A 19316-nucleotide genomic window follows, 5' to 3' on the forward strand; every position below is an offset into this window, starting at 1 on the left:
AAAGGATGTCAATTCGTGACTAATTCCATGATCGCGCTCGATCACATTGAGTTGACGCTTGGCAGCGGGGCGTCCTCGGTGCATGTGCTCAAGGGGGTTTCGCTCAATATCAACGCGGGCCAGTCAGTCGGTATCGTCGGTCCCTCGGGCTCCGGCAAATCGACCTTGTTGATGGTGCTTGCCGGGCTTGAGCAGGTCGACTCCGGCTCGGTCGAGATCGCCGGCGAAAGGCTCGAAAAAATGAATGAGGACGCGACGGCCGCTTTTCGCGGACGCAATATCGGCATCGTCTTCCAGTCATTCCATCTCATTCCGAACATGACGGCGCTGGAGAATGTCGCTGTCCCGCTGGAACTAGCCGGCAATCCCGATGCCTTCGCCATTGCTGAGCGGGTCCTCGCCGCCGTCGGACTTGCCGACCGGGTGACCCACTATCCGGGCGAACTTTCCGGTGGCGAGCAACAGCGTGTCGCCATTGCGCGGGCGTTGGCGCCATCGCCGAAAATACTTATCGCCGATGAGCCGACCGGCAATCTCGACACGGCAACAGGCAAGCAGATTGCCGACCTCTTGTTCGAGAAGCAGCGCGAGCTTGGACTGACGCTGGTGCTCGTCACGCACGATGCCGCGCTTGCCGGGCGATGCGACCGGGAAATCCGCGTTCGGTCCGGCAAGATCGAAGCGGATGCGGATGCGCCGGAGCTGGCGAAATCCGCATGAGCGAGACAGCATCGTCCCGGACAGCGCCGTCGCTCAAACTTGCTTTCACTTTTGCCCTGCGTGAAATGCGCAGTGGCCTGTCCGGTTTCTACATTTTCCTTGCCTGCATAGCGCTCGGCGTTGCCGCGATCGGCGGCGTCAACTCGGTGGCGAACGCGGTCAGTGCCGGCATCTCCTCGCAGGGGCAGAGCATTCTCGGCGGCGATCTCAGGTTTCAGCTCAATCAGCGTGAAGTAGATGCGCAAGAGCGCGCTTTTCTTGAAAGCAAGGGGCGCGTGGCGGTCAGCGCCAATATGCGGTCCATGGCGAGGCTACCGAATGGCTCGGACCAGTCGCTTGTCGAGCTCAAGGCCGTCGATGGCGCATATCCGCTTTACGGGTCGTTGGTGACAGCGCCTCCCGGCGATGACAAGACGCTGTTCGGTGAGGTGAACGGGGTCTATGGCTCTGCCGTCGCGCAGGTTCTGCTCGATCGTCTCAATCTCAAGCTTGGCGATCAGGTTCTCGTCGGAGGTGCGAAGTTCGAACTGCGCGCGGTCATCGGCAACGAACCCGATCTGCTTTCCGACGGCTTCGGCTTTGCGCCGCGCATGATGGTATCCCTGCAGGGCCTCGAGGCTGCCGGCCTCGTCCAGCCCGGAAGCCTGGTGGAGCACAGCTACAAGCTTGCGCTGCCCGCGGGGGTCGATGAAGCCGCGCTCACCGCCATACGCGACGAAGCCAAGGAGAAGTTTCCGCAAGCCGGTTGGAGTATTCGGGGCCGGACAAATGCCGCGCCTTCGCTCAGTGCCAATATAGAACGCTTTTCGCAGTTCCTGACCCTCGTGGGCCTGACGGCGCTGATCGTCGGCGGCGTCGGGGTCGCGAATGCGGTTCGCGCCTATATTGATGGAAAGCGCGGGGTCATCGCCACGTTCAAGGCACTCGGCGCCCCCGGCTGGTTCGTCATTGCTGTTTACCTCTCGCAAATCTTGATGATTTCGCTCGTCGGTGTTGCGATCGGCCTCGTGCTTGCCGCGATTATCCCCTATGTGGCGGGCTATGCCTTGCAGAGCGTGTTGCCGATAGCGGCCAAGGGCGGCTTCTATCCGGGCGCATTGGCATGGGCTGCCCTGTTCGGCTTCCTGACGACACTCGCTTTCGCCATTCTCCCATTGGGGCGGGCCCGCGACGTCCCGGCGACGGCGCTTTTCCGCGAGCAGGGCTTCGAGCAGCGCGGTTGGCCAAAGCCCGCCTATATCATCGCCGCTGCCGCGGTCATCGCGGTGCTTTGCGCGCTTGCCATTTATTTTTCTTACGACAGGCGCATCGCCACGATCTTTATTGGCGCGGTGGCGTTTTCCTTCCTCGTCTTGCGCGGCGTCTCGGTATTCGTGCAATGGCTGGCACGCCGTGCCCCGCGGGTCCGCTCGACAGCGTTGCGGCTGGCGATCGGAAACATCCATCGACCCGGCGCGCTCACCCCCTCGGTTGTGCTGTCACTGGGGCTCGGCCTGACGCTTCTCGTTACGCTTGGCCTCATCGATGGCAGCTTGCGTCAGCAACTCGCCGGGAATCTCCCCGAGCGGGCGCCGAATTTCTTCTTCGTCGATATACAGAGCCGCCAGGTGGACGAATTCAAAGGCGTTTTGCAGAAATCGGCTCCCAACGGCAAGATCGTCAGCGCTCCCATGCTGCGCGGGCGCATCATCGCCTTGAACGGCACGGACGTTACCAAAATGACGATTGCGCCGGAGGGCGCGTGGGTCCTGCGCGGCGACCGGGGCATTACCTATGCGAAGAACGTGCCGGAAAACTCGGCGTTGACCAAGGGCGAGTGGTGGCCCGCCGACTATTCCGGCGAACCGCTGGTTTCGTTCTCGGCGGAAGAGGCGACAAATCTCGGCCTCAAGGTCGGGGATACGGTGACCGTCAATGTGCTTGGCCGCAATGTAACGGCGCGCATTGCCAATCTGCGCCAACTGCAATGGGAATCGATCGCGATCAACTTCGTGATGGTTTTTTCGCCCAATACATTTGCGGGCGCGCCGCATGCCTGGCTGGCGACTTTGACGGACCCGACCTCCACTCCGCAGGAGGAGGCCGCTGTGATGCGCAACGTGACCCAGGCGTTCCCCGCAGTCACGACGGTACGGGTCAAGGATGCGATCACCATTGCCAACGAACTCGTCGCCCAGCTCGCCGTCGCTATTCGCGCCGCAGCTTCGGTGGCATTGATCGCCTCGATTCTTGTCCTTGGTGGCGCGCTCGCCGCCGGCAACCGCGCTCGCGTGCACGATGCTGTGGTTTTGAAAACGCTTGGCGCAACGCGGCGCACGCTGATCAAGGCTTTCAGCCTCGAATATATGCTGCTCGGTCTTTCGACGGCCATTTTCGCGCTTCTCGCCGGCAGTGCGGCAGCGTGGTACGTGGTGGTGCGGGTCATGACGCTGCCAGCCTATTTCCAACCCGGAGTTGCGGTCATGACCGTCATTATCGCGCTCGTTTTAACGGTCGGTTTTGGGCTTGCCGGAACCTGGCGAATTCTTGGACAAAAGGCTGCGCCAATCCTGCGAAACCTCTGAAATCGTTAAACGAGCGCGATTTTTACCAATTTACTCGTAATTTGGCGCGCTAACACGCAATCTTGAGTAGTTGAGGTCTTGTTATGGACCCGAGGAATCCCCATAATTCGTCGCAAGGCATGCTGGGGTCCCGCCAGCGGCGCCTGGGGAATAACCCGACACCCGACGGGACGAAGCAAATGAGGAAAACCATGGCTGACTATCGCAATATCCAGGCCCGCACATCGGCCGGAATGCGTGTGGACGCGGGGATCGATCAGGGTCTGCGCAGCTACATGCTGAAGGTCTACAATCTAATGGGCATCGGTCTCGCAGTGACCGGTCTCGCTGCGCTCGCCACCGTTTATTTCGCGACAACCAATGACCCATCTCTCGCCGCCGCACAGTTGCCGAACGGCAAGATGCTGACCAATCTCGGTGTTGCCCTCTACGGCTCGCCGCTGCGTTGGGTGGTCATGCTCGCGCCGCTTGCCGCAGTGTTCTTCTTGAGTTTCCGCATTGAGCGGATGAGCGTATCGGCTGCCCAGACCACATTCTGGGTTTATGCTGGGCTTGTCGGTCTCTCGCTGTCCTCGATCTTCCTGATCTACACCTCGGGAAGCATCGTGCAGACCTTCTTTATCACCGCCGCGTCGTTCGGGGCTCTTTCGCTTTATGGCTACACCACGAAGCGTGATCTGTCCGCGATGGGGTCGTTCCTGTTCATGGGTCTGATCGGCATCATCCTTGCATCGCTGGTCAACATCTTCCTTGCATCGAGCGCGTTGCAGTTCGCAATCTCGGCAATCGGCGTCCTGGTCTTCGCAGGCCTGACTGCCTACGACACGCAGCAGATCAAGGAAATGTATTACGAAGGCGACGCTTCGGACACCTATGGCCGCAAGGCAATCATGGGCGCCCTGCGGCTCTACCTCGACTTCATCAACATGTTCATGTTCCTGCTGCAGTTCCTGGGTAACCGCAACTAAGCTTTCGAGCATGGACAATAACAAAAAGGGCAGCGGAAACGCTGCCCTTTTTCGTTGGGCGTAATTCCCCATCAGAGTGACGCGTTTCCACTTTAAATTGCCGGCAAAGACGTGCATGAAACGGGCACGATCATTTTCTCCCTGTGAAAGCCAATGTCAGAGATTCATATCCGCCCGGCGCAGCCAGCCGACCTCGCGAGCATCACCGAAATTTACCGCGATGCCGTCCTCCACGGCACGGCGACCTATGAGATCGACCCGCCGGACCAGGCGGAAATGACGAAGCGGTTCCACGCAATCACCACGGACGGCTTTCCCTATATCGTCGCCGAATTGGACGGGGCCGTGATTGGCTACGCCTATGCCAGCTATTTCCGCACGCGTCCGGCCTATTGGTGGTCGGTGGAGGATTCGATCTATATCGCGCCCGACGCAAAGGGAAAGGGCCTGGGCAAGCAACTGCTCAGCCAATTGATCAAGGACTGTACCGCGCTTGGCTTCCGGCAGTTTATCGCCGTCATCGGTGATGGGCATGAGGATTCCGCTTCCGTTAGGCTCCATACCCGCGCAGGGTTCGCATACTCCGGCACAATCAGGGCCTCCGGCTTCAAGCACGGACGCTGGCTCGATACTGTGCTGATGCAGCTGGAGATGAATGGCGGGGCGCATACGCTTCCCGGAAAGCCGCCCTTGCGGAGCGAAGACGCTTAAAAAACACGTCAGCCGCGCACGAGGCTCAAACCCTTGTCGAACACCTTCAAAACGCGGTCAAGGTCGTGGCCGCGCTTCAGAATAAGACCGCTCGCGGCGATAACGCTGTAGGCGCCCTGCTTGCGGGCAAGTTTGGGGTTCTTTACCACCCGAAACATCGGAACCTCGCTGGCCCTGCGAAAGATGGAAAACACCGCTCGATCCATCAAGTGGTCAATGGCGTAGTCCCGCCATTCGCCAGCGGAAACCATGAAACCGTAGATTCGAAGGATCTGATCAAGTTCACGCCGGTTGAAGGTAACGGGCAACTCGCTACTGCGTGAGAGGGGGATTAGAGTTGCCTGCTGTTGCGCTTCGTCGCCACCTGCATTGCTGTCCATCAATCATCCGCCTTTGTATGCCGTGTGACACCTGGATGACATTAGGGTGACCTTTTCTACGCCGATTTACAAGTACGGAATGATTTCCGAAGGTCGCCTGACAGGGTTAGGAACCGGTTTTGCAATGATGTCACGAAGAAATACGTACTGTCTCCAATGGTGATTATTGGACACATTGTCGCCATTTTCTGTTCGCATTGCCGCCCGATTCCGCACCCAACATCCCTCGCATGTTGTCTGAGACGGTTCGGTCTTGACAGTCCGATACCCCAAGCCCCCCGCCCAACGGGTTGTTTGGGCCGAACCATCAGTCTCCCTGAATGGCAACATGCCCCAATATCTCAGGCCGGATTTATCCGGCCTGTTTTTGTTTTGAAAGCGTCTTTGGCTACTGTTTGGCGGCCATGATCGACGCGCCGATAATTGGTCCTGGCTGGCCCTCGCCAAGCATCTCCTGCAGAAGCACGGCACATCCGGTCGACTTCTTGCTGGCAATTTCGCTGATCGGTATTTCAATCTTCTGGGCCTTGCCGTCCCACATGCCGACGGTTTCCATCGCACGCACGCTGTTGGCATAGCTGACTTTGCGCCCGATGTTTTCGCCATCCGGAATGGCCACGATGGATTCGCGATTGAAATAGGCGAGGAGGACGCGAACAGGTTTTGTCGGCACCGGTCCTTGGCCGATGTCGATGACGAGGCGGTCGGGCGTCGCCTTGGCAATATTGACCGGAATGGTAAGGCCCGAATCGGTATCGCGCATCTCGGCGATGCGGCGGCGAATCTTCTGTCCATCCTGTCCGTTGACGTGGACACGGCCGTTGATAATCACCTGGGGCGTATAGACGCCATTGAGGCCCAGTGCGACGCGATAAGCATTCTGGCGTTCGGTGTTTTCCGGCAGGGCGAGCGTGTCGATCCAGCCGCGATAATCCCAATAATCCACGTGAAAGGCGAGGGCGACGACCTTGCCTTCCGCGACGAGTTCCTTGAGTACCGCGTCCGCGGGAGGGCAGGATCCGCAACCCTGCGACGTATAGAGTTCGACAACGCCCTCGGGCTTCTTGCCAACATCATCAGCGCAGACCGGAAGCACATAGGCAGCCGCAGCGATGAGCGGTGCGCCGATCAGCAAGCGTCTGGAAAGTTTGCGCAGATACACGGGTTAGATTCTCTTCCCAATTCGAGTGGGATTGTTGTCGGATAAAAGGATTGCGAGAAGATTGATAGGAGCCGCCCTTTTCAAGGGGAAGTCACTTTGAGGTGAATTCGATCACGTTTTGGCTCACATTCGTTCAAAAGGGCCGCCGATCACTCGGCGGCCCTTCAATACTCATGTCACTGGAGCGTCAGGCGGCGAGATCGCGCAGCACGTACTGCAGGATGCCGCCATTCTTCAGATATTCAAGCTCGTCGATCGTATCGATGCGGCAGATGAGCGGCACCTGTTTGACACTGCCATCGGCATAGGTGACCGTGGCGAATGTCTTCTGGCGCGGCTGGATCGTGGCAAGCCCGTCGATCGAGACGATCTCGTCGCCCTTGAGGCCGAGCGACTGCCAGCTCGTGCCGTCTTCGAGAACGAATGGCACGATTCCCATGCCGACGAGATTCGAACGGTGGATGCGCTCGAAGGACTGAGCGATAACGGCGCGGACGCCGAGAAGGCTGGTGCCCTTGGCCGCCCAGTCACGCGACGAACCATTGCCGTACTCGACGCCGGCGAAGATCACCAGCGGCACGCTCTCCGCACGATACTGCATGGCAGCATCATAGATCGGCATTTCCTCCTTGGAAGGATAATGGATGGTGTAGCCGCCTTCGCGGCCGTTCTCGCCAAGCATGTGGTTGCGGATGCGGATATTGGCGAAGGTGCCGCGCATCATGACCTCATGATTGCCTCGGCGCGTGCCGTACTGGTTGAAGTCCAGCGGGGCGACGCCGTGATCGGTGAGGTACTTGCCGGCAGGCGAAGCCGCCTTTATCGAACCGGCCGGCGAAATATGGTCGGTTGTGATCTTGTCGCCGAAGAGACCAAGGATACGTGCACCCTTGATATCGTTGACCTTGCCGGGCGTCTTGCCCATGCCGACAAAGTAGGGCGGGTTCTGCACATAGGTCGACTGATCGTCCCATGCGTAGGTCTGGCCGGCAGGCGCCTGCACAGCCTGCCAGTTCTCGTCACCCTTGAAGACGTCGGCATATTTCGATGCAAACAGTGCGCGAGTAACGTTCTTTACGATGAACTCCTGGATCTCGTGCGATGACGGCCAGATGTCCTTGAGGAAGACCGGGTTGCCGTTCTGATCTTCGCCGAGCGGCTCGGTGGTGAGATCCTTCGTTACCGTACCGGCGAGCGCATAGGCGACAACGAGCGGCGGCGAGGCGAGGTAGTTTGCCTGAACGTCCGGCGAGACACGGCCTTCGAAGTTGCGGTTGCCGGAAAGTACGGCGGCCGCGATCAGGCCCTTGTCGTTGATCGTCTTGGAGATCGGTGCCGGCAGCGGGCCGGAATTGCCGATGCAGGTCGTGCAGCCGAAGCCAACAAGGTTGAAACCGAGCTTGTCGAGTTCCTTCTGCAGTCCCGCGTTCTCGAGATAGGCGGCAACCACCTGCGATCCGGGGGCAAGCGATGTCTTGACCCAGGGCTTCGACCTCAGGCCCTTGGCGGCCGCGTTGCGGGCAAGGAGCCCTGCGGCGATGAGGACGCTCGGATTCGAGGTGTTGGTGCAGGAGGTAATCGCGGCGATGGCGACGTCGCCATGGCCGAGATCGTAGTCCTGGCCTTCAACCGCGTAACGCGCGTCGAGCTGCGTCGTCTTCTTGTATTCTTTCTGAAGGGACTCGTGGAAGCCGGAAGCGATGCCTTCCAGCGCAATGCGGCCTTCAGGGCGCTTCGGTCCCGCCATGGAAGGCACGACAGTCCCGAGATCGAGTTCAAGCGTGTCGGTGAAGACTGGATCCGGAGAATCGCTTTCGCGCCACATGCCCTGCGCCTTCGAATAGGCTTCAACCAAAGCAAGGCGGTCTTCGTCGCGGCCCGACATGTGCATGTAATTGATGGTTTCGCCATCGATCGGGAAAAAGCCGCAGGTTGCGCCGTATTCCGGACCCATATTGCCGATCGTCGCTCGGTCGGCCAGCGTCATGCTTTCGAGACCCGGTCCGAAGAACTCGACGAATTTGCCGACGACGCCCTTTTTGCGCAGCATCTGGACGACGGTAAGAACGAGGTCGGTCGCGGTGACGCCCTCCTTGACCTTGCCGGTCAGGCGGAAGCCGATGACTTCCGGAAGGAGCATGGAGACCGGTTGGCCGAGCATGGATGCCTCAGCCTCGATGCCGCCAACGCCCCAGCCGAGCACTCCAAGGCCGTTGACCATCGTCGTGTGCGAATCGGTGCCGACGCAGGTGTCGGGATAGGCGACCGTGAGGCCATCTTCTTCCTTCGTCCAGACACCCTGCGCCAGATATTCGAGATTGACCTGATGGCAGATGCCGGTACCGGGCGGAACAACCCGAAAATTCTTGAACGCCTGCTGGCCCCACTTCAGAAAGCGGTAACGCTCGCCGTTGCGCTCATATTCGAGATCGACATTGCGCTTGAGTGCCTGCGGGTTGCCGAATTCATCGACAATGACCGAGTGGTCGATGACGAGGTCTACCGGGACGAGCGGATTGATCTTCTCGGGATCGCCGCCGAGATTGACCATCGCGTCGCGCATGGCTGCGAGGTCCACGACGGCCGGAACCCCGGTGAAGTCCTGCATCAGCACGCGCGCGGGCCGATAGGCGATTTCAGCGCCAGCGCTGCCGCGGTCGACGAGCCACTTGGCAATGTTCTCGATGTCCTTCTTGAAAACCGAGCGGTTGTCTTCGAAGCGAAGCAGGTTTTCGAGAAGAACCTTCATGGAAAACGGCAGTCTGGAGATGCCTTCCAGACCATTGTTTTCTGCTTCCACCAGGCTGTAATAGACATATTCCTTGCCCCCGACGGTGAGGGTCTTACGGGATTTGAAACTGTCGATTTGTGACATTATGCGTTCGTCCTTATGCTGCGGCCTAACCCGGGGACGAACGCCTTTGCCGCGTTTCAAGGACGCGCTAAGGTGCGGGTGCAGTCATTTCCGCTGTCCGTCCCGACACAGTTCCCTAAAGGGTGTCCGTATCCGAGATCGGCCAAAAATTGTTTCCACACCGACCGCTGGCATGGTTGAGGCCTATATAGAGTTTTTCGCCGATCTGTGCCAGACCGACATTTGGCAAAAATGCATGCTGCGTCGAAATGATCACGCGGCGATTGGGGATAGACGAGAGCGGGCAAAACATGCGGTTAGTCGCCGAAAAACTGGCTGGGGAGCGCGGCGGGGAGACGCTGTTTTCCGATCTGGACTTCACAGTGGCGGCCGGAGAGGCGCTGTTGGTGACAGGCCCGAACGGCGCGGGGAAATCGACGCTCCTGCGAATCATCGCCGGGCTGCTTGCCCGCTCCGCTGGCTCACTGCGCGTGGTCGAGGGTTCGGAAAACTCGGACGAGGTGGCGCCGCTTGCCCATTACCTTGGGCATCTCAATGCCATGAAACCGGTGCTCAGCATTGAAGAAAACCTGGAGTTCTGGCGCGCGTTCAATGGAGCGGGAAAACGCTCCGTCATCGCCGCGCTCGACAAGGTCGGCCTTGGCGACATTGCGCATCTTCCCTTCGGCTATCTGTCGACCGGTCAGAAGCGCCGCGCCAGCATTGCCCGGCTTCTCGTCAGCGACCGTCCGCTGTGGTTGCTCGACGAGCCGACGGCAGGATTGGACAAGGCGTCGGAGCTGCAATTTGCCGGCCTGATGCAGGAGCATCTCGGAAATGGCGGTATCGTGATCGCGGCGACACATCTTCCGCTTGGCCTCGAGGTCGCGGGTGAACTCCGGCTGGGGGCGTCCACCTGATGGGAGCGCTCTTTGTTCGAGAGGTGCGGCTTGGCCTGCGTTCGGGAGCCGGTGTCCTCATCGGCGTTCTATTTTTTCTTGCCGTGATTGCTGTCGTTCCGTTCGGCGTTGGCCCCGATCTCAAACTGCTTGCACGCATAGGTGCGGCTATGTTGTGGATAGGGGCTCTGCTCGCCACCTTGCTCGGTCTCGACCGGCTGTTTCAGGCTGACCGCGATGACGGCTCGCTCGACCTCCTGATCATGGCCTCCGAACGGCACCTCTTGACGCTGACGGTGCTGGTCAAATGCCTCGCGCATTGGACGGTCAGCGTGCTGCCACTGGTGGTCGCCTCGCCTCTGCTTGGCCTCTTCATGAACATGGAACCCGCCGCCATCGGCGCGACCACGGCAACGCTGCTCGTCGGAACGCCGGCGATAACCCTGATCGGCGCCGTCGGCGCTGCCGTCGCCGTGTCCTTGCCCCGGGGCGGGCTCCTCGTATCCGTCATAGTCCTGCCGCTGACTGTGCCGGTCCTCATCTTCGGCGTCTCTGCGTCCTATGGCGCAGTTGAAGATCCCGCGCCGTTTCTGGCACCCTTCCTTATTCTCGCTGCGATTACTCTCTTTTTTGCAGTGCTGGGGCCGCTAGCAGCAGCTGCGGCGCTGAAATCGTCGGCGGACTGACAGAGAGGTGAATTGCGCAACGGGCACCGGAAAGCTAAGAAACGAGCATGAGTGAGACTGTTTCAAAGACCGGACGCTGGATCGACTGGGCAAACCCCACGCGGTTCATGAGCTTTGCCGGGGTGATCCTGCCATGGCTTGCCGGGCTGACGCTGATCGTTCTGGCGGGAGGGCTGTGGATGTCGATGCAGGCGCCCGACGATTATCAGCAGGGCGCGACGGTCAAGATCATGTTCATTCACGTGCCTTTCGCCTGGCTTTCGATGATGTGCTATACAATCATGACCATTGCTGCCCTTGGCACGCTGGTCTGGCGTCACCCGCTCGCCGACGTTTCGGCAAAGGCCGCGGCGCCCATCGGCGCAGTCTTCACTGGTCTTGCGCTTATCACCGGCTCGCTTTGGGGCAAACCCATGTGGGGCACATGGTGGGTGTGGGATGCGCGGCTGACCTCGGTCTTCGTGCTGTTCCTCATGTATCTCGGCATCATCGCGCTCACCCGCGCCATGGATGATCCGGCGAAATCCGCAAGGGCGACGGCAATCCTGACGCTTGTCGGTTTCATCAACATTCCGATCATCAAGTTTTCCGTCGATTGGTGGAATACGCTGCATCAACCGGCTTCGGTTTTTCGCATGGGCGGTTCAACTATTGACGGTACGCTGCTGCGGCCGCTTCTGGTCATGGCGATCGGATTCACGCTCCTCTTTTTCACCTTGCACCTGATGGCGATGCGCAATGAAATCTTGCGCCGCCGGGTTGTCGCCATGCGCCGTGTCGCGGCGCGTAATGCCGACCGGGGGCAGCTCCAATGAGCAGCCACGCAGGGTTTATCATAGCCGCCTATGGCGTATCATTTATTGCGCTCGCCGGATTGATCGGGTGGGTCTTCATCGATCAGCGCCTACAAAACCGGGCGCTGCTTGAGTTGGAGTCGCGGGGCGTGCGTCGCCGCTCCGAGGGGAAGGGTGCGCAGTCTTGAGCCAGCGGGAAGGACTTCAGCCGCCGCGAGCCAAACGCAACTCGTTTTTCGTATTCCTGCCGTTGATCATCTTCATCGGCCTTGCCGCAATCTTTGCCTTTCAGCTCGCATCTGGGCGCGATGAATCGGTCATCCCTTCGGCACTGATTGGCAAGTCTGCGCCAGCGTTGTCGCTGCCGGCAATCCCGGGATTGGCTCGGAACGGACAGCCGGTCGGCGGCCTAGATCCAGCAAGCTTCAAGGGCCAGGTGACCCTGCTCAATGTCTTTGGTTCCTGGTGTGTGCCGTGCCGAATGGAACATCCGCTGCTCATGAAATTGGGTGAGGACAAGCGGATTCAGCTTGCCGGCCTCAACTACAAGGACAAGACCGAGAATGCGCTCGGTTTTCTTCATGAGCTCGGCAATCCATACGCCGTGGTCGGCGCCGATGACAGCGGACGCGCCGCGATCGAATGGGGTGTTTATGGCGTTCCCGAAACCTTCCTGATCGGTCGCGACGGCAACGTCGCCTTCAAGCATGTCGGACCGCTCAGCGAGACGTCGATCCGCGACGAACTCATGCCGGCCATTGAGGCGGCGCTCAAAGCAAATCAATAATCGTCGAGCGCAGTGTAAACCACTCCAGTTTCCGCTGGAGTGTGGCGGAGCTATTTGCCCTTGTTGCCGGCCTTTTCGGCAGCCGGCTGGTCGAGAGAATATTTCATGACCAGCGGCATCTGGGCAAAGGTGAAGATGAGGGTGAGCGGCATCGTGCCCCACACCTTGAAGGCGACCCAGAAGTCCGTCGAGAAACTGCGCCAGATCACTTCATTCAGGACTGCCAGGAACAGGAAGAAGATGCCCCAACGCAGCGTGAGCTTGCGCCAGCCTTCGGCGTTCAGCCGGAAGGCGCTGTCGAAGACGTAGCCGAGCAGGGATTTGCCAAATAAGAGACCACCCAGCAGGATAACGCCGAACAGCGTGTTTATGATCGTCGGCTTGATTTTGATGAAGGTTTCGTTGTGAAGCCACAAAGTCAGCGCGCCAAAGACGAACACAACGATGCCGGATACGAGCGGCATGATGGGCAGGGTGCGCAAAAGGAGCCAGGAAGCGCCGAGCGCCACCGCCGTCCCCACCATGAACAAGGCGGTCGCGATGAAGATCGGACCGCCAATATTGGCGAGGAACGGAAGACGTTCCACCAGCCATTCCCCCCGCGAATTGGCAAAGAAGAAGACCATGAGCGGGCCGAGTTCAAGCGCCAGCTTGAGGAATGGATTGACGTCCTTGTGTGCCGGATCCGAAGGGTCGCGTTCGAATACTGATTGGTCCATTATGCGACTCCCGCGATGGCTTTGGCGAAATCTTTGGCGGCGAAGGGTTCGAGGTCATCGACCTGTTCGCCGACGCCGATGAAATAGACAGGCAATTTGTGCTTGGCCGATATGGCTACAAGAATGCCACCGCGCGCGGTGCCGTCAAGCTTGGTCATGACGAGGCCGTTCACGCCGGCTATGTTCTTGAAGATTTCGACCTGGTTGAGGGCGTTCTGCCCGGTGGTGGCGTCGAGCGTCTGCAACACCGTATGCGGGGCCTCGGGATCGTGCTTGCCGAGCACGCGAACGATCTTCGCGAGTTCTTCCATCAGTTCCGCGCGGTTCTGCAGCCGCCCGGCGGTATCGATGATGAGGACGTCGCTGCCGGCTTCCTTGGCTTGTTTCCAGGCGTCGAAGGCAAGGCCCGCGGCATCTGCGCCGAGCTTGGACGATACGACCGGCGCCCCGGTGCGCTTGCCCCAGATGTGGAGCTGTTCGATCGCGGCGGCACGGAAAGTATCTCCTGCCGCAAGCATGACGTTCAGTCCGCCGGCCGTCAGCTTGGCGGCAAGCTTTCCGATGGTCGTTGTCTTGCCGGTACCGTTGACGCCGACCACGAGGATCACATGCGGCTTGTGGGATAGGTCGAGCTCAAGCGGCTTGGCGACAGGTCCCAAAACCTTCTCGATCTCGGTCGCCATGATGGTGCGCACTTCGTCGGTGCTGATGTCCTTGCCATAGCGCGTTGCACTCAATGCGTCGGTAACGCGCATGGCGGTTTCCATACCGAGATCGGCCTGGATGAGGACATCCTCAAGATCCTGCAGCGTATCTTCATCGAGCTTGCGCTTGGTGAAGATCCCGCCAATCGAATCGCCGAGCTGCTGCGACGAGCGCGACAAGCCCTTGCGCAAGCGCTCGAACCAGGAGAGTCGCCTGGCCGGCTCAGCGGGCAAGGGCTCGTCCGGCTTCTTGTCCTCTACAAACCTGGTCACTGTCACTTTGTTGCCAGACGGCTTCGCGACAGGTGCCGGTGCCGGCGTCTCGGTGGCTTCTTCGGGTTCGATATCTGCCGTCGGCGCTTCCGGAGCCGGAATTTCGACCGGCTCGATATCCGCGTCATCCATCGGGCCAGGGATCATTTCGATCGCGATCCCGGAAGGGTCGTCGGCAGCTTCGGGCTCGGGTTCAGGTTCCTCGGGAACGGGCTCGGATTCGGCCGCGACTGCGGGTGGCTCGAAGGCTGATATTTGTTCCGGCTCAGCCCTATCGGTCGCTTCCGCTACGGCTTCGACCTGCTCGACCACGACGGGGGCAATTTCTGGCAGAATTTCGGGTTCGGATTCCGCTACTGTTTCCGGCGCCGTCGCGGGCCCGTCCGCAACCGGCGATTCAACCTCAATGGCGCCGAGCGCTTCGGCTGGCAGAACTGCCGCCTCTTCCACCGCTTCCTCGACCGACGGTGCGGACGCTACGGTGTCATCGGCAGGCGCGGCGAGACTTTCCTGAGCCTCCGCTGCTTCTGCCGAAACCTCTTCGACCTCCTTCTTGCCGAAGGAGAAAATCTTCTTGATGAACCCCAGAGCCATGAATGCTGCTTTGCCTGTTATGCTGCGCGCCGGTCGCGACCGTTTGCCAGCAGCTTGTTACCGTCGTGCCCGCCGATCGTCCGCTCGATTATTTGCCCCGCGACGCCGCCATCGATGCCGACGAGCGTGAAGCCCTCGGTGCGTCCGATGCCGTCGCGTTCAACGAGAACCTTCTGCGTGGTGCCGATGAGCCCGTCGAGATGCCTGTTATATGCCGCATCGCCCGCCGCACGCAGCCGTGCTGCCCGTTGCTTGACGATGCTGCGTTCGATCTGCGGCATACGAGCCGCGGGCGTTCCCTTGCGGGGACTGAACGGGAAGACGTGCAGGTTCGTCAGGCCGCATTCTTCAACAATGCGGATGGAGTTTTCAAACATCTCATCCGTTTCGGTGGGAAAACCGGCGATGATATCGGCGCCGAACACGATGTCGGGACGGATCGTCCGGACTTCGGCGCAGAATGCGATCGAATTCTCCCGCGCATGCCGGCGCTTCATGCGTTTCAGGATCATGTTGTCGCCGGACTGGAGCGAGAGATGCAAATGCGGCATCAGCCGCGGCTCCGTCGCGAGCGCTTCCATCAGATCGTCGTCGGCCTCGATGGAGTCGATCGAGGAAAGACGCAGCCGCTTCAAATCCGGAACCGATTTCAGTACCGTCTTGACCAATTTGCCAAGGCGCAGGTGTCCCGGCAGGTCGGGGCCGTAGCTTGTCATGTCGACGCCGGTGAGGACCACTTCGGCATAGCCATTGCCGACCAGTCGCTTCACCTGTTCGACCACACCGCCCATCGGGACGGAGCGTGAGTTGCCACGCCCATAGGGAATGATACAGAAGGTGCAGCGGTGGTCGCAGCCGTTCTGGACCTGCACGAAGGCGCGGGCGCGGCCCTCGATGGCGTCGACCATATGCGATGCGGTTTCCCGCACCTCCATGATGTCGTTGACCCGGACCTTCTCGAACTGGTTGACGCCGAAATCCGGCAGCATGCGGTAGGAGTTTGACTTAAGCTTTTCCTCATTGCCGAGCACAAGGTCGACCTCGTCCATTTCGGCGAACGCTTCCGCTTCCGTCTGCGCGGCGCAGCCCGTGACGATGATCCGTGCTGCGGGATTGTCACGCCGCGCCTTGCGAATCGCCTGCCGGGCCTGGCGTACCGCCTCGCTGGTTACGGCGCAGGTGTTGAAAATGATGGCGCCATTTTCCAGCGTGCCGAGACCGGCTGCATCGGCCTCGCGCTTCATCACTTCCGACTCATAGGTATTGAGACGGCAGCCGAACGTGACGACGTCGACGCCCATCAGGCGGCTCCCTGCGACGATGCCGCTTCTTCGCGCTGCCAAGCGCCGGTTTGCGGGTCGAGGCTGCCCGCAAATTCCCACTCGGCCGGTCCGGTCATGATGACATGGTCGTTGTCGAGCCATTCGATCAGCAAGGGGCCGCCGGGCACGGTAACGGTCACGGTACGGTCGGTGAGTCCGGTGCGCGCAGCGGAAGCGGCAGCGGCGCAGGCGGCCGAACCGCAGGCGCGCGTAAGGCCGGCGCCACGTTCCCACGTGCGCAACGTCAGGGCATTGCGGCTGGTCACATGGGCGATGGAAATATTGGCACGCTCCGGAAAGATGGGATGATTCTCGAGAAGCGGTCCGAAGCGTTCGAGGTCGTAGGTCCAGACATCCTGATCGACCCAGAAGATGGCATGCGGATTGCCCATGCTGGCGACGGAGGGCGAATGCAGGACCGGCGCATCGATCGGCCCGATCTGAAGCTCGATCCGGCGCGTATCGTGGAACGGCTCGGCGAGCGGAATGTCGCGCCAGTCGAAGCGCGGAATACCCATGTCGACCGAAATCTGGCCATCGGCGTGTTCCTGCGCAGTGAGGATTCCGGCAATCGTCTCGAAGGTGAAGGCGCGCTTGTGCGTTTCGACGTTGAGGGCCTGCACGACGCAACGCATACCGTTGCCGCAGGCCTGCGCCTGGCTGCCATCCGAATTGATGATCTCGATATAGGCTTCGGTTCCGAGGGTTCGCGGGTCGTGGATCGCCATGATCTGATCGAACTTCGTCGCCGGATCACGGTCGAGCGCAATGGCTGCGTGGGGAGTAATGCGATCGGCACGGCCGCGCATGTCGGCAACGATGATTTCGTTGCCAAGGCCATTCATTTTCGCAAATTGCACCTGTCCTGCCATGCCTGTTGCTTGCCCGCTGCCGTCACTTCCCATTCATATGGGGCCTATATGGCGGAATTGGTGGAAAATTGCCAGTGCCGCCAGGAATCAATGGTGTCGCGGACGGAGGCGTCGGGCAAAGCGTTTCGATATAAGACTTTATTCACCTTGAAATGGTTGAATTGGTTAATGGCGCCAATATGCGTATGCGGGCGTCAGCACGTGCAAGGTGTGGCGATATTGTCATTTCCGGTTATTTTCGCGAATTCTTGCCGCCGATTGGGCTTTGAATTCGGCTGTTTTTTCGATGTGCGGGTTGAAATTTCGCCGAGATCACCTTTGTATCGCGGTTAATATTGCCAAATGGAATCGCATTCCGGAGTTCGAATGCGCAGATGGAGAGCTGAGGTTATGGGGTCTTTGAAAGTCAATTTGCTGACCGTTGCCGCTGTAGGCATGGTACTGGCAGGATGCCAGAGTTCGCGGCTTGACCCCGTGTCTTCGGGCCCCGCCCCGCTTCAGCCGGCACCGTCCGGCAGCGTGAGTTCGAGCCAGTTGCCGCCGCCCGGTGGCGCAAATCAATTTCCGACCGCTCCGACCACGGGCACCCCGGGGACCGGTACCCAGCCAAACACCCAGGTTGCCGCAATCCCGCCGGAAAATGCGCCGGATTTGACTGCAGGCAGCGTCGCCGGTGTGTGGAATGCTTCGATGGGCGGCCAGAGCTGCAAGATCGCGACGCCGCAGACAAAGTTCGGCCAGGGTTACCGCGCCGGTCCGCTGCGTTGCCCCGGCGAACTCGCCAACCTCTCGTCGTGGGCCGTGAGCGGCAAGCAGCTGACGCTGTTTGATGCAGCGGGCGGCACGGTCGCCAAGCTCTATTCTACGGGCCAGTCGAGCTTCGACGGCCAGACATCCGGCGGACAGTCGCTGCGTCTGTCGCGATAACCAAGCACGGCGCGCCGGTATCAGCCGGCGCCCGCGGAGACTGCACCGCGCATGTCGCACGACAATCTGAAAGTCTTTCCTTCGGTCCGCGAGCGCTATGATGCGCTCGTGGCTGCGGGCGACATCGAGGCCGACCCGGCGCAGCAACGGCTGGCGGATCGCTTCGACCGGCTGATCCATGAATTGGCCACGACGCGGCTAGCGACGAAGTCGAGCGCCCTCGGCTGGCTTTTCGGCCGGAAGGCGCCGCGGCGGGATTTTATCAAGGGCCTCTATATCCATGGCGAGGTAGGTCGGGGCAAGACGATGCTGATGGACATGTTCCACCAGCTCGTTCCGGCCAAACGCAAGCGCCGCGCGCATTTTCTCGATTTCATGGCGGATGTGCACGAGCGCATCAATGTGCACCGGCAGGCGCTGAAGAATGGGGACACCAAGCAGGAGGACCCGATTCCACCCGTTGCCGAGGCACTGGCCGAGCAGGCCTGGGTTCTGTGCTTCGATGAGTTCACGGTGACCGACATTGCCGACGCCATGATCCTGTCACGGCTTTTCCGTGCCTTGTTCGAACGGGGGGTGGTTCTGGTCGCAACATCCAATGTGGCGCCCGACAATCTTTATCGCGACGGTCTCAACAGGCAGCTGTTCCTGCCGTTCGTGGAACTTCTCAAGACACATGTCGATGTCGTCAGTCTCGACGCGCGCACCGATTACCGCTTGGAAAAGCTCAATCATCTGCCGGTCTATCTTTCGCCGCTCGGCGACGAAACAAAACGGCAGATGGACGCGGCCTGGCATGCGGCGACGGATGGAGCGGTTGTCGCGCCGGATAGCCTGAAAGTGAAGGGGCATACGGTTTCGATCCCGCAAGCGGCGCGCGGTACAGCCCGCTTCAGCTTCGCAGACATATGTTCGAAACCGCTCGGTGCGGCCGACTACATGGCGATTGTCGAGCGCTACCGTACAATCTTCATCGATGACGTGCCCGTCCTCGATTACCCTCGTCGCAACGAAGCGAAGCGCTTCATTATTCTCATCGAAGTTCTCTACGACAACCAGGTCCATCTGGTGATGTCGGCTGCTGCTTCCCCCGACCGGCTCTACCACGCCAAAACCGGCACCGAGGCATTCGAGTTCGACCGCACGGCCTCGCGGCTCTTCGAGATGCAGAGCGAGGATTATATCGCTGCAACCGGCACAACACAGTCGCGTGCAGAGCCGAAATCGGCGGGCGTCTAGGAAGCCAGGGGATGCCTGAAAACTCCGGGCAATTTTATCAATCTGACAAGTTCTGCGTGATAGAAATAGGCTTGAATGCGCTCGAAAAACTCAGAACCAATTGACGTTTACGTAAATCCCGTTAAATCTAAACGATTGAAT

The 19316-nt window shown here is 60.0% G+C and carries 18 protein-coding genes; 11 read left to right on the forward strand and 7 right to left on the reverse strand.

Going from position 1 to position 19316, the window contains the following annotated elements; translation table 11 throughout:
• The first annotated feature begins 27 nt into the window (after positions 1 to 27).
• From GF108_RS04105 to GF108_RS04120, 4 genes are all read left to right on the forward strand, one after another.
• Positions 28 to 720, forward strand: a complete 693-nt coding sequence (locus tag GF108_RS04105; protein ID WP_153667335.1) for an ABC transporter ATP-binding protein — start codon at positions 28 to 30, stop codon at positions 718 to 720.
• Entirely contained in the window at positions 717 to 3284 is a 2568-nt protein-coding gene (locus GF108_RS04110; RefSeq protein WP_246663833.1) for an ABC transporter permease, read from the forward strand. Before GF108_RS04105 ends, GF108_RS04110 begins: the two co-directional genes overlap by 4 nt.
• 191 nt (positions 3285 to 3475) lie before the next feature.
• Positions 3476 to 4252: a Bax inhibitor-1/YccA family protein gene (locus tag GF108_RS04115; RefSeq protein WP_027230973.1), complete on the forward strand. Its 777-nt coding sequence runs from the start codon at positions 3476 to 3478 to the stop codon at positions 4250 to 4252.
• Positions 4253 to 4405: 153 nt separating this feature from the next.
• A complete protein-coding gene (locus GF108_RS04120) occupies positions 4406 to 4963 on the forward strand; it encodes a GNAT family N-acetyltransferase (RefSeq protein ID WP_027230974.1) in 558 nt (185 codons plus the stop codon).
• Positions 4964 to 4971: 8 nt separating this feature from the next.
• Here GF108_RS04120 and GF108_RS04125 read toward each other — a convergent pair whose 3' ends face one another.
• The 3 genes from GF108_RS04125 to acnA form a co-directional block, all read right to left on the reverse strand.
• Entirely contained in the window at positions 4972 to 5343 is a 372-nt protein-coding gene (locus GF108_RS04125) for a DUF2794 domain-containing protein (RefSeq protein ID WP_153666958.1), read from the reverse strand.
• Positions 5344 to 5731: 388 nt separating this feature from the next.
• Entirely contained in the window at positions 5732 to 6505 is a 774-nt protein-coding gene (locus tag GF108_RS04130) for a thioredoxin family protein (RefSeq protein WP_175492318.1), read from the reverse strand.
• 187 nt (positions 6506 to 6692) lie between these two features.
• Complete coding sequence (gene acnA, locus GF108_RS04135; RefSeq protein WP_153666959.1) at positions 6693 to 9380, reverse strand: aconitate hydratase AcnA; 2688 nt, start codon at positions 9378 to 9380, stop codon at positions 6693 to 6695.
• A 290-nt stretch (positions 9381 to 9670) separates the two neighbouring features.
• Between acnA and ccmA the strand changes: the two genes are divergently transcribed.
• Genes ccmA through GF108_RS04160 form a run of 5 tightly spaced genes read left to right on the forward strand, consistent with a single transcriptional unit; the run spans position 9671 to position 12525 of the window.
• The gene (gene ccmA, locus GF108_RS04140) at positions 9671 to 10279 is read left to right on the forward strand and encodes a heme ABC exporter ATP-binding protein CcmA (RefSeq protein ID WP_153666960.1); all 609 of its coding nucleotides are present in this window, start codon (positions 9671 to 9673) and stop codon (positions 10277 to 10279) included.
• Positions 10279 to 10944 (forward strand): heme exporter protein CcmB, encoded by a 666-nt coding sequence (gene ccmB / locus GF108_RS04145; RefSeq protein ID WP_113279968.1) that lies wholly within the window; start codon positions 10279 to 10281, stop codon positions 10942 to 10944. The genes ccmA and ccmB overlap by 1 nt, the downstream gene beginning before the upstream one ends.
• Before the next feature lie 47 nt (positions 10945 to 10991).
• Entirely contained in the window at positions 10992 to 11759 is a 768-nt protein-coding gene (locus GF108_RS04150) for a heme ABC transporter permease (protein WP_153666961.1), read from the forward strand.
• Positions 11756 to 11926, forward strand: a complete 171-nt coding sequence (gene ccmD / locus GF108_RS04155) for a heme exporter protein CcmD (RefSeq protein ID WP_153666962.1) — start codon at positions 11756 to 11758, stop codon at positions 11924 to 11926. Before GF108_RS04150 ends, ccmD begins: the two co-directional genes overlap by 4 nt.
• Positions 11923 to 12525: a DsbE family thiol:disulfide interchange protein gene (locus tag GF108_RS04160; RefSeq protein WP_153666963.1), complete on the forward strand. Its 603-nt coding sequence runs from the start codon at positions 11923 to 11925 to the stop codon at positions 12523 to 12525. The genes ccmD and GF108_RS04160 overlap by 4 nt, the downstream gene beginning before the upstream one ends.
• A 50-nt stretch (positions 12526 to 12575) precedes the next feature.
• Here GF108_RS04160 and GF108_RS04165 read toward each other — a convergent pair whose 3' ends face one another.
• The 4 genes from GF108_RS04165 to dapF are packed head-to-tail and all read right to left on the reverse strand — an operon-like array spanning position 12576 to position 17009.
• Positions 12576 to 13244, reverse strand: coding sequence for a septation protein A (locus GF108_RS04165; protein ID WP_153666964.1), 669 nt, complete (start codon positions 13242 to 13244; stop codon positions 12576 to 12578).
• Positions 13244 to 14815, reverse strand: coding sequence for a signal recognition particle-docking protein FtsY (gene ftsY, locus GF108_RS04170; RefSeq protein WP_153666965.1), 1572 nt, complete (start codon positions 14813 to 14815; stop codon positions 13244 to 13246). Before ftsY ends, GF108_RS04165 begins: the two co-directional genes overlap by 1 nt.
• Before the next feature lie 17 nt (positions 14816 to 14832).
• Entirely contained in the window at positions 14833 to 16116 is a 1284-nt protein-coding gene (gene mtaB, locus GF108_RS04175) for a tRNA (N(6)-L-threonylcarbamoyladenosine(37)-C(2))-methylthiotransferase MtaB (RefSeq protein WP_153666966.1), read from the reverse strand.
• Positions 16116 to 17009: a diaminopimelate epimerase gene (dapF, locus tag GF108_RS04180; RefSeq protein WP_153666967.1), complete on the reverse strand. Its 894-nt coding sequence runs from the start codon at positions 17007 to 17009 to the stop codon at positions 16116 to 16118. The genes mtaB and dapF overlap by 1 nt, the downstream gene beginning before the upstream one ends.
• A 390-nt stretch (positions 17010 to 17399) precedes the next feature.
• On the opposite strand from dapF, the gene GF108_RS04185 reads away from it, so the two are divergent.
• On the forward strand, positions 17400 to 17936 hold the full coding sequence (locus tag GF108_RS04185; RefSeq protein ID WP_027230987.1) for an AprI/Inh family metalloprotease inhibitor: 537 nt from the start codon (positions 17400 to 17402) through the stop codon (positions 17934 to 17936).
• 51 nt (positions 17937 to 17987) lie between these two features.
• Positions 17988 to 19175, forward strand: a complete 1188-nt coding sequence (gene zapE / locus GF108_RS04190) for a cell division protein ZapE (protein ID WP_153666968.1) — start codon at positions 17988 to 17990, stop codon at positions 19173 to 19175.
• Positions 19176 to 19316: the final 141 nt, after the last annotated feature.

Origin of the sequence: Phyllobacterium sp. SYP-B3895 (genome assembly GCF_009647635.1) — a bacterium.
Classification (GTDB): domain Bacteria; phylum Pseudomonadota; class Alphaproteobacteria; order Rhizobiales; family Rhizobiaceae; genus Phyllobacterium; species Phyllobacterium pellucidum.